Below are 13952 nucleotides of genomic sequence, written 5' to 3' on the forward strand. Positions count from 1 at the left end.
ATTATGATGATAGACCTAAGCTGGAGAGTAAACTGGAGGACTGGGATTGCAACTTGCTCATTGCTGTTTCCATGGCAGTAAACTGTTTGTAATAGCGGTTTTCAGCATTAACGAGATTCTTCTTCATAACTCCGATTCTTCTATTATAATCCTTTAGTGTCCTTCCCATGACACTTTCTTCCTTGAAACTACTAGTCAGGTCCATTGTAAATCTGTTGGTACCAGCTCGATCAGAGATTTTTTGAATCGCACTTGTCATATTAGCAGCTAACTTATCAAATAAACCAGAATCTGAAGCACTTGTTGGACCTTGAAACAAATCTATAGCAAGTTGAGGATTGGCACTGATAGCTTTCTTCAACTTTGTTTCGTCTTCAAGTATTAATTTACCGTTCTCCATATACTTTCCTGTGGTAATACCAAGCGCACCGAGTGGACCGAGTTGTTGAGTAATAACCATGCGCATCTCAGACAATACAGTTTTCATTATATCGTCATTTTTGAAGAGCCCACTCTTTGCTTTTTCTGTCCAGCTTTTTATATCATCTTCTTTCAATTCCTTTTTCTGCTCGTCCGTCAATGGCTTGAAATCTCGGAACTTGGCCTCATCAACTTTTGTGTTGAGCATTTTGATCAAATCGTTATAATCTGCTATAAATCCCTTGATAGATTCTAAAACTTTTTCTGGATCAGATTGATTTTTTACTATAAGGGGGGTATCAATCTCTGTTCCACCACTGTCCTTTACAACAGTCGCCTTCAACAAAGTGAGTTGAACACCATTAATTGTGAAAGTATTACTCTTTATATTATCAAGTTTTTCCCCATTGATAGTAACTTGTGCATTCTTGCCATCTATGACTTTCTCAATAGCATCATTTCCAATTACTTTTGGCACTGTCCCTTTAAACATCTTTAATAGCTCATAAGAACCGCCGCCCATAACTACTGCGCCATCATCTTTGCCTACAATTTTTAATTTTTTCCCATCAAAACTAGCTATAACATTAGCTCCAACCTGATCATTAATTTCCTTTACCAAATTAGCAATTGTAGTGTTTGCATCGAAATTAAAGGACTTTCCATTAATACTGAAATTGTATTTCTTCGAATTAGCTTCTTCCACAGTTAAATTTTGCAGTTGTCCCATTGTTGTTGTAGATGCATCTATCGTTGATTCCAACCCATTTGTTTCAACAACTTTTGTTTTAGAAAAAAGACCAATTAATGCGTTCCCTTGCGTGGGATTAACAATCTCTACAGTTCCACCCTCACCACTATCTTTTGCAGAAATTGTTAACTTTCCTGTAATCTCATCAAAACTTGCAATCGCATTTGCTTTTTCATTTGAATTAATTGTTGCTACCAATGTAGAAATGGATGTGCTGCCATTAAAAAGCGACTTACCATTCTTATCTTTAAAATCTGCACCATTTATTTTAATATCAAACCCTTTATTCAGATACTCTTCCACTTCTTTTGGGGTCATGACTGACAGATCAACATTATCTAGCTTAGCTAATGATGTTGACCCTGTTATTCCCTGACCTAGTCCAGGTGTTGAGTAGGTCGTTCTGGTCGCCAGTTGAGTAACACTGATCTTCATTTCAATTCCATTGGCCATCGACGTTGCCTCAGCTTTTACAGCATCTGTATTTCCTGTGACAACTGCCTTATTAGCATTTAGTGCGGAACTGCTACCATACTTAGTTCCCAATTTATTAGTCCGGAAATCATAGAGCCTACTGTTCAACTCACGATAACCTTCCCGCTTCCATTCCAAAAGCTGTTTATCTTGATTAAGTTTTTCAAATGGCACTCTTTTGGCATTCATCATATTCTTGACCATACTGTCAATATCCATTCCCGAGAATCCGTTTACTCGTGTAACCAAAACAACACCCCCATAATGTTATATTTTTTCGTCTACCAAAATCCCGGCGATCTCCATCATATTGGCTACAAGATCCAGCGTTTTTTCTGGAGGAACTTCACGAATCAACTCACCAGTGTCTTTATTGAGTACCTTCACCATAATTTCATGCGTCTTTTCATGAATTGAAATCTCCAGAGTGGTCAATGGTCCTTGTAATGATTTTACCGCCTGTTCAATTGTACGGATGAGTTGTTTTTCGGCAATTGACACGTTTACTCCCTGCATTTCTTTTGCACTCATATCTCTGGTGTCTCTGATCAGAGATGTTTTACTAGCCTGTGACCCCGCACCTGTATTTTGCTTGTTGTCTGCGGCTCCGCTCTGTCCCGTTATATTGGGAGTAGCAGTAAGCGAGAATTGTATATTCATTAATTCGACCTCCAACAAAGCTCGATTTATACTATATATCGGTTTATTTGAGGGATAATTTAGGACTTTAACCTGTCAAGCAAAAAAAAGAACACTTCCAGCAGCAGACTGATTACCAAAACAAAAAAAGGCCCCAGGGATATCCCCAGGACCAGAACAAAGCAGAATTAATTTTAACGAAGCAATTGCAGAACGCCTTGCGGTTGTTGGTTCGCTTGAGCCAACATAGCTTGGGAAGCCTGTGCAAGAATGTTGTTCTTGGTTTGCTGCATCATTTCTTTAGCCATATCTACATCACGGATACGGGATTCAGCAGCTGTCAAGTTCTCTGAAGAAGTTCCCAAGTTGTTAATGGTGTGTTCCAAGCGGTTTTGAACAGCACCCAGTTTTGAACGTTCACCAGATACGTTTTCAAGAGCGCTTTGAATTGTAGTAATAGCTTTGGAAGCATCTGCTGAAGTAGCGATGCTGATTTTTTCTCCTCCAATAGTAAGACCAAGCGCTTTAGAAGACATATCCTCAATGTCAAGCTTCATTGTTTGGTTCTCATTGGCACCAATCTGGAAAGTAGCGGAGCTGTCAGTTCTTGCTGCAAGAGCATCCTTAGCTTTCAGGCCATCGACAACAAGCTTGTCTCCACCAGCTATATCAGCTGCACCTCTCTTAATAGTGAGACCGTTGTAAGTGATGTCTGCAGTTCCATCTTTACCAGATCTGTCCACAGTAGTGGATACATTGCCAGACGCATCTGTAAATTTATCTGTTATTGTAAGCTTAGTGGCATCAGCATTAGTGGACGCTTTAGCTGCTGTACCTGCACCTGATCCAAACAAAACGTTAGTTGCACTTGTTGCACTTGCAGTAGTTTGTAAGATATTAAGTTGAGTAGCCGAAGCTGCCTTACTGGAAACAGTCAACTTACCATCTACTAATTCAGCCTTAGCATTCGTTTGCGTAGTGATTGCATTCATCAAATCTGCCACAGTACTGTTAAGGTTAATACCTGTCAGTGCAGTTTCAGAAGCAAGATCGCCTACTGCTAGACCTGCAACATCAGTAATTCCTAGAGAAGCAAGAGTTTCTGTTCCATTAAGGTTAGAAGCCGTTCCTTTTACTTCACCAGCAACACCTGTTGAGAACGTAATTTCATGTGAACCAACTTTATTACCGGTGAGAACACCAGTTGCTCCTGTGATATTAACAGTCGAAGAACTTTTAAAGTTAGCTTGTCCTTCAACTACTCCAGCAGTTGCAGTTCTTGCAGCTCCAAGATTACCATTCAACAGTTTCTTAGTATTGAATTCTGTTGTATTCGAGATACGATCGATTTCATCAACAAGTTGGCTAACTTCTTTTTGAAGTTCTCCACGGTCCAGGTCGTTGTTAGTATCGTTTCCGGATTGCACTGCGATCTCACGCATACGTTGCAGGATGCTGTGAGTTTCGCTCAAAGCACCTTCAGCTGTTTGAATCAAAGAGATACCGTCTTGAGCATTACGGGAAGCCTGATCCAAACCGCGGATTTGACCGCGCATTTTTTCGGAGATTGCCAGGCCAGCTGCGTCATCACCTGCACGGTTGATGCGAAGACCGGAAGACAGTTTCTCGATATTTTTGTTAGTGTTGGCAGTGTTTGTAGACAGTTGGCGATGAGTGTTCAAAGCCGCGATATTGTGGTTGATAATCATTTGATATTTCCTCCCTGAAATTAAGTTAGTTCCACATCCATGTGGTAAACGCCGAACCATTAAGGTCGGCCGCCCTGCCGGATCAGCGTCTACTACATATATCGACGGCATGTACCCAACTGTTTAGAGCATTTCGAAGTTTTTTTAAAATTTCTTGGAGAATCTGCCTATATCACAAAAAAACCTGAGGCTGCAGCCCCAGGAATGAGTTTTGTAGACACTTATTCGTTATTGCCATTGGGTACGCGAAGCCGATGAATCAGCGCATTAAGATCCGATTGCAACGGAGCAGCCGATTCACGGTTTGCTTCCTGTATAGACAGATATACTTCTTTACGGAAAATATCGACATGCTTGGGAGCGGCAATGCCTATTTTAACCGTATCTCCCTCCACACTTAAGACCGTTAGTTCAATCTGATCTTGAATGACGATGGACTCCCCTTTTTTGCGGGAAAGCACGAGCATATTATCCACCATCCTTTCCGTCTATTGCTGGCTGCTCTTGCAGCAGGCTATGCTTGGTGTGATAAGGTGTTCTGTGTAGAACAATTTGTTTGCCCGCTTTACCATCAGGATTCAATACAATGGGAGCCAGCAGATTGATTGTGGACTGCTCAACTTGTTCCTTCAGCGTAATGATGCAACGGACAACCACATTCGAACCAATCCGGAGCTCTTCAGCTTCATCATCCAGCAGTTCAAATTCATAGGAGGGATAAAATATAAACGGATCACCAAGCAGAAAGGATAATCCTTCGTTCTTCACTGACTGCAAATACCAGAAGGGAGATTCAGCCATTTCTATCAATGCGAAGTCTGTTTCTTCGTCGAATCCTGGGATTCCTTTGGAAAAATGATATAGCTGTTCCTCGTTCAATTCAAGTTTGCCCCAAGACAGTGTTTCTATAATCAAGTTGTTCACTCCTCAAAAGTTCTGCATAGCAAAACTGGTTCTTAACTTACTTCATTCGGATTCTAAATAACAGAAAAGCTATAGAGGCGCTTTCCGGCACATCTATAGCTTAAGAAGCTACAATTGAACATTCAGTTCTGGTGGAATAAACTGAATCGAAGCGTATTGCTGCATGTATATGTTCAACTTCCCACGGGTATATTCAATTTCCGGATTACGTCTCTCCACCTGAATATCCACTTTTGCGGCTCGAAAATCGATTTGCGGGTCTCTCGTTTCGATGTGAATATCCACATTGTCGTAGGATGCCGGACCGCGAATTTCTGGAAACGAATTCGGCTCGGTATCAGTGCCATACACTTCTGCAATTGTGTTACCAGGTCTGAAAAACTGAGCCATACGATTCCCTTGCTCGACTTTTCTAGCAATGCCCTGAAGATACAACTGCTGAATTCCAGAGTAAATCCGACTATTCATATCGAGCATCTTTCCACCGTTATAGGCTTCCCATGCTCGAGATTGATCTACAGTAAGCTCAGGCCGAGTGGATTGAACCGTTAATTGCCCCGGAGTGGTTGTAACATTGACCTCAGCCTTTGGCTGGGCTATCGAATATGTGCCCGGATCAGCATCAATGCCAATCACTGCAGGCGTCTGACGGATTTGCAATATCGGCTGAAGCAACGAGCACCACCTCCGTTATCTGATAAAGTCTACGAGAGTTGTGGAAATAATCTTTGCGCCCACAGACAAGGAGGCATTATAGATATTCTCTTGAATCTTAGAGTTCATAATCAAACCCTCATAGTCGGCATCTTCAGTCTTAGCCTGTAAATCCGTTAAGTTAATATTCAAATCACTAAGCCGATCCTGCATTAATTCCACACGATTGGTTTTGGCCCCTATTTCAGAGCGCGCCGTCAGAATTTTTTCCATCCTTGTATCAATTAAACCAAGTTGTGCCGATATTCCTTTGGAATCACCGGATTTCAAAGCAACTGATAATTGATTAATGATTGCAAACAAATTGTCAGCATCCCCAGTATTACCAAATACGTCATTGCCAGTCGTACTAATAGGCATACGAACATCATCACCTACAATAAACTGAATCTGTCCGGTATCTGTTGTAATCGCCTTAGATACATCATAAGTGCCATCTGCACCTTTAGTGAAATCATAAGGCTTCGTATTGTATTGCTCACCATTAAAAATATATTTACCATTCAACGTACTATTCGCAATATCCACAAGTTGATCTTTTAACTGCATCACTTCGGCATTAATACTGTCCAGTGCTGACTGTGGATTAGTCCCTGTCGCAGCCTGTACCGACAATTCACGAATCTTTTGAACAACATCCCCAGCTTGACCTAGGACGGTATCATTATAATCTAGCCATGAAAGAGCGCTATCTACATTCTTGGTATATTGCTCGTTAGATGAAAGCTCCGCACGATAGCGCAGGGAATACGTAATCCCTACAGGATCATCGGAAGGCTTGTTAATTTTTTGTCCGCTTGAAAGCTGTAACTGTGTGTCGTTCATCGTACGAGCATTACGGTTTAGGTTAAGCAGAAGCTGTGAATTCATCATGTTAGAGGTTACTCTCAACATATGCTATATCTCCTTTTATCTGCCGACTGTGCCGGTGGAATTAATCAATTTGTCGAGCAGTTCATCAAAAGTAGTCATAAAACGCGCAGCGGCACTATAAGCGTGCTGAAACACGAGCATATTCGACATTTCCTCATCCAGAGACACACCGCTAACAGATTGCCGACGGGAGTTAACCTGCTCTACCAGATAATCTGAGTTATCAGTTTGACGCGCTGCCTCCTGCGATTGAATACCCAATTGGCCAACCATAGAGCCTAGAAGCCCACCCACAGTATTGCTAACTTTACCGTCCGGCGTAGTGAATTTACTATCCTTGAGGTTCGTCAATAAAAGAGCCAAGGTGTTATTTCCTTTAACAACCTGCGTTTTACCATCAGCATCAACAGTTGTACGGAGCGAGGTTGCGAATAAGCTAACATCTGCAGCAATTTCCGGATTCAACTTGATCGTTCCAGCGTCACCAGAGGTTACAAAGAAATCACGACCAGCGCTTCCATCCATCGCATAACCTAACTTGTGAAGTCCGTTTAAGCCTTTGACAATGGTCTTGGCGTCTTCATACATCGTTGCTCCCTTAGGCATTGCTTGACCAGCGGCCAAAGTAACTACGGTTCCATCCGCTTGCTTAATCTTGGTATCATTAGTCAACACCGTACCTTCAGGAAGATTGGAACCTGCCGGTATTGTAATCTCAACGTCACCAGTAGCAATCGTACTAGCCATATCGTTGAGTTGTTTCTTGTAGTCGGTAACATAAGTATTTTTGGAGAAAATCATTCCGTAAGCCTCGCCGCCCTTCAAAGTTCCAGCGGCATAAGCATTATTAAGAAATGCACTATCTACGTTTGCAGTAACTTCCCCACCCTCTACCAGTGGCTGTCCACCCAGAGAAACGTTATAACCAGCTTCCGTTTCCACAACGGTAATATTAGCAATTTTGGATAGCTTGTCCGCCATAAGATCGCGTTGATCGCGTAAATCATTCGCCTGATCACCCATACCCTCAATCTTATAAATCGATTTATTCAGATCTGCGATAGCGGTCAGGTAACCCTGAGCCTCTTTTGCTTTAACGTCAATATTAGTAGTTAGATCCCGATCAAGATTATCTAATTGTGTGCTCATATAATTCATGGCATCGGTCAAAGATTGTGCAGTTTGCACTACAATCTTACGAGCAGTAGGATCCTCAGGGTTTTTACTAAGGTCAGACCATGATTTCCAGAAGTTGTCCAGCACCGTACGAATACCTGTATCCGATGGTTCGTTAACAATCGCTTCTAGTTTAGAGAGGGTATCTGCTTGAAGTTTCCAGTTACCAAATGCAGAATTCTCACCACGGTACTGATCATCCAGAAACATTTCCCGAATCCGATCGATAGATGAGAATTCCACCCCTGTGCCCATTTGACCAGGAACGGTAGATTTATTAAATCCGTATGCTTCAATAGGTAAAGCTGCCTTCATATTAACACGTTGACGGGTATAACCCTCGGTATTCGCATTAGCGATATTATGTCCAGTCGTATTAAGAGCTGCGGTCTGAGTAAAAAGGCTGCGTCTCGCGGTCTCTATCGAGTGAAATGTGGATGTCATGCTTCTTACTCCTCCTTATGTTCTGCTCCAGCAGAACACTTCATCAGTACAATTCTAGCCTCGTGCATCAAAAATCCCCGACCGATTTACGCCATTGCCCTTATCGGACGGACGATGATATGTGATATCCTGATTCGGTCTTCCGACTAGCAGATCCAAAGAATAATCTATAAAAGTAAGCGACTGCTCTATTAGCTTCTGATTAAGCTCATTTGCTTCTTTCAAGCGGTGCAAAGTGCCAGAAAGCTTCTGCTGAATATGCAGCAGTCGTGCCTTGTCTTCAGGGTCAAATATAAGTCTGGACAGCTCAGTTAGGTTCAGGTTCAAGTTGGAACGAATACCTACGCCTTGCAGAACGGTATATGCTGCCGCGATTCGCTGTTCCTCGAGCTGTCCAATCAGCTTCATTAGCTTGGACTCACGGTTCAGGATGTCGATTAATGCATCCACCTTGTTGTCCATAATCGTCTGTTTTTTCTCAGCGGCCAGCTCCAGCATTTGGTTATGCACTTCGTCCAGCCGCTCCAATAGTTCTATTAATGTCGTCAATGCCATGGATGGTTTCACCTAATTCTCGGAGGATTGCTTAAAGTAAGGGGCGAGTTTCTCTGCTAGCTTAGCTGCATCTACTTGATAGGTACCTGCGGAGACCTGTTGCTTCAAACTGTCAATCTTAAGTGCACGTTCAGCATCATTACCAGAATTCTGTGCTTGCAAGAGCTGAATTGCTTCATCAGAGATCGAAACCTCATCCTTGCGTGAACTTTTCTTCATTTGTTCCTGCCTTTGCGCATCGGCGCTGCGTTGATACGGATTCATCGCGTTAATTCGTCCGGTCTCGTTAATTTTCATAACTTCACCTTCCTTCTAATATAAAAAAGCCGATAATCTTTACTAAGTTTATCGGCGTAGACTGAAACATACTTTATAGCTGCAAACGTTTTTTTTGCAGATTTTATAGGTCACGCAACTTGTCTATGGCACGATATGCACCGTCTGTTGTCTTTTTGGTAGAATCCTCAGCAGCACTTTCCTTGGCGGCATTCGTGAGATCCTTCCTTAGCCGACTACGACAGCTATCACACATATGTCCATCGCGAATCAGTGTTCCACACACCTCGCAAGGATACATCATATTAGGTGCATTAGCTATAGAGATCCGGCCTTCACGAATAAAGCGGGTGATCTCTTTTATCGAAATTCCCGTAGCATCGGACAGCTCTTGAATGTTGGTTCCTTTGTTCTCCCGCAAATATTCCACGCAGGTCTCATATTCATGCTCCAGCTCTTTGATGCAAGGCTGGCACAAACCCATAAGATTCTTAACAAACAACCGGCCGCACCTTGGACAATTGTCTAGATTCATAACAAGCAGCCGCTCCTCTCCGTACATTCTGTACAACACATAATATTCTTATGCTCCTAGATTACATGATTGCAGAGAATTCGTCTATGGGACAGAAGAAACGCTACTAGGTGTATGTTTGTCTTCAAAAAGTGAATGGAGGTGTTCACAATCATGCATTTTGTTCCACTTAAGAACGTGCCCAAGTTAAGCTATACACCTCTACCGCATAACCATAATCTGAACCCATTTGTTGTATGATCTCAGCGCACGCACGAATGGTACTGCCCGTCGTATAAATATCATCGACAATAATAATCCGAACAGGACGATTTAGAGGTACCTCCCTTTTCATCCAATCCGCAAATTGTGTTGTTACTGCCGGATTCTCCGCAAAAGCGTGCTTCATATCCGTTAGTCGTTCCGCTCGGCTCTTAAAACTCTGTTTTCCCGTATGATGTGTACGGATTAGCAGCGGAAGCTGTGGGACCTTTCTACGTCTAGACAGCACATCCGCCAATCTTTCCGCTTGATTAAATCCTCGCTCCATAAGCCGGGCATCACTGACAGGCACAGGCACTAACAAATCAGCAGTCCAAGAACGATGGATGATGGATGGTTTTCGGGATAAAAGAGCGCTCTGCTTCTCTTTTTTTAGGTTTAGATAGGCTCTATCCAGCATGAGGCCAAGTAAAGGGGCATACCGTTCATTCCCGCGATATTTATACTGACCCAACCATTCTCGCATAACACTAGTGTAAGCCACTGCACTTCGATTACAAATAATCGGTGACGGTTCACTACTGCGGGTACAGTCAGGACAGCCCACATGCCGACCACATTTCAAGCAGCGTAGGGAACGTATCCAAGGAATGGATTCTACGCAATTCCTGCAAACTCCAGGAAATTGCGAGGATCCAGGGTTGCGCTTGCCGCAAGTTAAGCATGGAGTTACGGAAGAGGACAAGAGTGCCTGAGATTTAGTTAACCATGAGAACAGAGAATTCATCTCGAAACATCCTTACTGATATATCCTTTGCGGCGAGCGATGATGTTCATAGTACGGATCTGGGAGATCGCTCCACGCTGTGATCGGGTCCACTGGGGAGAGGCAAATACAACACGCCCAGCAGGATCATCCTTTGATCGCCCGGCACGACCCGCCATCTGAACCAAGGAGGCTTCGTCAAAGAGATCGCTATCCGCATCCAAAATAAATACATCGCTGCGTGGCACTGTAACTCCCCGTTCCAGAATCGTAGTTGTTATTAATAGGGTGATCGCGCGGCTGCGGAAAGCAGTTACCTTCTCTGCCCGGAAGGGATCTTTAGAGGAGGTACCCTCGATAACTACGCCGGGAAAGCTCCGACGAAGCAGAACCAGTAATCCTTCAATATGTGCAATACGCGACACAAAACAAAAGATTTGCGCCTTGCGCTCGAGCGACCTACGAAGCGTATATATGATCGATCTAGGTAAGTTCCCACGCTTTAGGCATGTTTGAACGGATGTCATGGTCAGATGCTGCGGCACAGGCAAGGGATGACCATGGAAGCGGACAGGTACTCTGGCATGTGGAAGCCTACCTGACCGGACCAATCGCTGCATTTCTTGTGGCGGAGTGGCTGATAAGTAGATAAAATAACCCTCTACCTTACAAGCTTGTTCTGCGGCATAAGCCAGCATAGGGTCATTGTGGTAAGGAAATGCGTCCAGCTCGTCAATGATTACGAGATCAAAGCTATGATGGAAGCGCAGCAGCTGATGGGTGGTCGCGAGCGTTAAGCGACCGCTCACCCAGCGTTCTGCGCTGCCGCCGTAAAGCACGGCGAGAGTCTCCGCCGGGAAAGCTTTTGCGAACCGCGGAGCGAGCTCGAGTACGACGTCGCGTCGCGGCGTCGCTACAAGCACCCGCCCACCGGCGGCGAGCACGGCCTCTAGGAGCGGGAAGATCATTTCTGTCTTCCCGGCTCCCGTCACCGCCCAGAGCAGGAACCGCTCTGGGCACGGTTTGGCGGAGCGCTCACGCCGCTCCGCCAGAAAACCCAGCGCAGCGCCAGCGGCTCCCGCCTGCGCTGGGCTAAGCCCCCACCGGCCTGCGGCCGCGGTGGGGTCAAGGGCGGCCGTGCACCGCACGGCCGGAAGCGCTGCGCTGCGCAGGAGCAGCGCGCAAGCCCGGCTGCGCCCAAGTGCGAGGCAGGCCTCGCAATAGGCACAGCCCATAAGGCCGCACGCGGCGCATGCCGTGCGGCCGGTTGGGGCGCTGCCGCAGCGCAGGCAGCGCGAAACCGCGCGGCGGGCGACAGCGCAGCGCCACCACGCGTGCGCAGCCGGGGCGTGACTACCCACGGCGGCTATCAACTCCAGCCGCCCCTGTAAATGCGCCAGTTGTGCCGCCTGACGCCAACGACCTGTCAGCTCTGGCAATCCTTCTGCCAGCAGCGCCTCAATTTCCGGCTGCAGTAAAGAGCGGCCGGCCACAGCCCACGATAGTTGTTCTGCCTCCGATTCAAGCAAAGCATAATCGAGATCATTTCTTCTACTGTAACTTCTGCTATCAATGTTCTTCTTACCCTGTTCTATTACCCAACCTAATTCATAAGGTCGCCATAGCGACACCCCATCACTAAGCCACTCTTCCTCGCCTTTTCCTCCTGCTTCCCTTTCCTCCTTCAACTCAGGCTCAAGAACACTGCTTACGTATTGACCCCACTCCTTAGCCCCCCAGTTCCTCATTCCGTCCCTTGGTTTAAAATAATCGCGCAGCTTCACCGCCCACCCCAGCGGCAATGCAGGTGATATTAATACCAGCTTGTCCACCGTTTCTAAACCCCTACCATGACTCTCCGATCCATTGCCAGACCACCACCATCTATCTACTGTAAGATCTAAAGAAATCCAAATACTCCAGATCCCTCTACATTCCAAGGCATACACAGCCGCTCGCATAAAAACCGCCTCCTTAAGTCTCACCATTAATCGCTCTTGCCCACTCTACTTTCCCTGCCTCAAACGCAAAAAGCACACTCCTCCATTTCTTGGAGAGTGTGCTTCACCCGTTACTCACATATTTACTTAAAATCTGTCGCGCTTTGATTCGCATCCCCTACTTCCTGCCATCCCCATAAAAGGCAACGAAACAGACTGCCCTGACAACCGCAAGTCTACCACAATCCCTTGTTTCTGCAACTCTTCTTCACTCACCTGAAAAGTGTACATAGATGTTGCAAGATCGATAGAGCAGCCACTATCAGCCAGCCTGGAAACAATTCCAAGGGTTCCATCGCTCGAGCCATCGTCCATGAACGTTGCTCGAAATCGTTTTCCAGTTAAAAAAGCTTGAAATGTCAGCGCCCGAATGTACCATTCCACAACAGATGCATGATTGCGGGTAATGAAAATATAATGAATCCATTTCACGGACTGCGGTGTCTGCCGCACCTTCTGCCGATTATGCAGCATATGAATAATCACTGCAGCGGATACATAAACAGCCGCAATCCATATCAACTGGGCTACCATGGAGATGCACCTCCTCTGTATACCAACACTATATGCCGGCTTTAAAAGGTCGGTGACTGCCCAGAGTTCCTGTCAAGCATAAACGCCTTCGGCGTCCTTGCAAGGACGGTAAGCGTTTATGCGAGAAATATAAGACATAAAGTATGGAGTGAAACCTATACTTTCTTATATTTTAAAGGAACAAGCTGTGCTCTCCTTGAATTCATTCCTATATGTACCGTAAATCTGTAAATATTCTTATAAGGTTACCCAACCATATTTGATCGAGTTAATTACAGCTTGCGTACGATCATCAACTTCCATTTTTTGCAAAATACTGCTAACATGGTTTTTGACCGTTTTTTCACTAATAAACAAATACTCACCGATCATTTTGTTACTCTTACCTTCCGCCATCAGCCGCAGTACTTCTGCTTCACGACGTGTTAGAGGATTGTTGTCACCGGCCACAAACTTAACACCGGCTTCCTTCACTACCGTATCAGCAGCTACTCCAGTCTCATTAAGGTAAGTCATGCGCCGCAATTGATTGATTAGCTTTCCGGTAACCTTTGGATGAATAAAAGCGTGTCCCTCACAGACCGAACGGATCGCATTAATAAGGGATTCAGCCTCCATATCCTTCAATAAATAACCATTGGCACCCTTACGAAGGGTTTCAAACACATAACTCTCATCATCATGAATCGATAAAATAATTACCTTAACCTCCGGGAACATTTCCCGCAGTTTTTGAGTGGCCTCCACGCCATTCTCAATAGGCATATTAATATCCATCAGCACGATGTCTGGTTTAGTTCCGTTACAGAACTCTAATACCTGGATACCGTCACCACATTCACCGATGACTTCGATATCCTCCTCCATATTCAAAATACGTTTCAGCCCTTCACGAAAAAGCTGATGATCATCCGCCAAAAGAACTTTAATGGGCGTTTTAGTAGAGTTTAAGTTCTCCATC

Annotated in this window: 15 protein-coding genes; all 15 read right to left on the reverse strand. The window is 44.8% G+C overall.

The window, feature by feature from the left end:
* Position 1: 1 nt before the first annotated feature.
* Positions 2–1894 (reverse strand): flagellar filament capping protein FliD, encoded by a 1893-nt coding sequence (gene fliD, locus NYE25_RS18820; RefSeq protein WP_341146574.1) that lies wholly within the window; start codon positions 1892–1894, stop codon positions 2–4.
* Positions 1895–1912: 18 nt separating this feature from the next.
* Positions 1913–2305, reverse strand: coding sequence for a flagellar protein FlaG (locus NYE25_RS18825; RefSeq protein ID WP_341146575.1), 393 nt, complete (start codon positions 2303–2305; stop codon positions 1913–1915).
* Positions 2306–2478: 173 nt separating this feature from the next.
* Positions 2479–3993 carry a flagellin N-terminal helical domain-containing protein gene (locus tag NYE25_RS18830; RefSeq protein WP_341146576.1) on the reverse strand — a complete coding sequence of 505 codons (1515 nt, stop codon included), beginning with the start codon at positions 3991–3993 and terminating at the stop codon, positions 2479–2481.
* Positions 3994–4214: 221 nt separating this feature from the next.
* The gene (gene csrA, locus NYE25_RS18835) at positions 4215–4460 is read right to left on the reverse strand and encodes a carbon storage regulator CsrA (RefSeq protein WP_341146577.1); all 246 of its coding nucleotides are present in this window, start codon (positions 4458–4460) and stop codon (positions 4215–4217) included.
* Position 4461: 1 nt separating this feature from the next.
* Positions 4462–4908 (reverse strand): flagellar assembly protein FliW, encoded by a 447-nt coding sequence (locus tag NYE25_RS18840; protein WP_341146578.1) that lies wholly within the window; start codon positions 4906–4908, stop codon positions 4462–4464.
* A 117-nt stretch (positions 4909–5025) separates the two neighbouring features.
* Positions 5026–5592 carry a DUF6470 family protein gene (locus NYE25_RS18845; protein WP_341146579.1) on the reverse strand — a complete coding sequence of 189 codons (567 nt, stop codon included), beginning with the start codon at positions 5590–5592 and terminating at the stop codon, positions 5026–5028.
* A gap of 15 nt (positions 5593–5607) precedes the next feature.
* Entirely contained in the window at positions 5608–6525 is a 918-nt protein-coding gene (gene flgL, locus NYE25_RS18850; protein WP_341146580.1) for a flagellar hook-associated protein FlgL, read from the reverse strand.
* A 15-nt stretch (positions 6526–6540) separates the two neighbouring features.
* Positions 6541–8124, reverse strand: coding sequence for a flagellar hook-associated protein FlgK (gene flgK, locus NYE25_RS18855; RefSeq protein ID WP_341146581.1), 1584 nt, complete (start codon positions 8122–8124; stop codon positions 6541–6543).
* A 54-nt stretch (positions 8125–8178) separates the two neighbouring features.
* Positions 8179–8679 (reverse strand): flagellar protein FlgN, encoded by a 501-nt coding sequence (locus NYE25_RS18860; protein ID WP_042192416.1) that lies wholly within the window; start codon positions 8677–8679, stop codon positions 8179–8181.
* Between the two features lie 12 nt (positions 8680–8691).
* Positions 8692–8976, reverse strand: coding sequence for a flagellar biosynthesis anti-sigma factor FlgM (gene flgM / locus NYE25_RS18865; protein WP_042192418.1), 285 nt, complete (start codon positions 8974–8976; stop codon positions 8692–8694).
* Between the two features lie 103 nt (positions 8977–9079).
* The gene (locus NYE25_RS18870; protein ID WP_341146582.1) at positions 9080–9490 is read right to left on the reverse strand and encodes a TIGR03826 family flagellar region protein; all 411 of its coding nucleotides are present in this window, start codon (positions 9488–9490) and stop codon (positions 9080–9082) included.
* 169 nt (positions 9491–9659) lie between these two features.
* The gene (locus tag NYE25_RS18875) at positions 9660–10478 is read right to left on the reverse strand and encodes a ComF family protein (RefSeq protein WP_341146583.1); all 819 of its coding nucleotides are present in this window, start codon (positions 10476–10478) and stop codon (positions 9660–9662) included.
* The gene (locus NYE25_RS31310; protein ID WP_445667139.1) at positions 10475–12418 is read right to left on the reverse strand and encodes a helicase-related protein; all 1944 of its coding nucleotides are present in this window, start codon (positions 12416–12418) and stop codon (positions 10475–10477) included. Before NYE25_RS31310 ends, NYE25_RS18875 begins: the two co-directional genes overlap by 4 nt.
* 126 nt (positions 12419–12544) lie before the next feature.
* Positions 12545–12991 (reverse strand): glycosyltransferase family A protein, encoded by a 447-nt coding sequence (locus NYE25_RS18885; RefSeq protein ID WP_341146585.1) that lies wholly within the window; start codon positions 12989–12991, stop codon positions 12545–12547.
* Between the two features lie 237 nt (positions 12992–13228).
* Positions 13229–13951, reverse strand: a complete 723-nt coding sequence (locus NYE25_RS18890) for a response regulator (RefSeq protein ID WP_042131342.1) — start codon at positions 13949–13951, stop codon at positions 13229–13231.
* Position 13952 lies beyond the last annotated feature (1 nt).

Origin of the sequence: Paenibacillus sp. FSL E2-8871 (assembly GCF_038000345.1) — a bacterium.
Taxonomy (GTDB): Bacteria; Bacillota; Bacilli; order Paenibacillales; family Paenibacillaceae; genus Paenibacillus_AQ.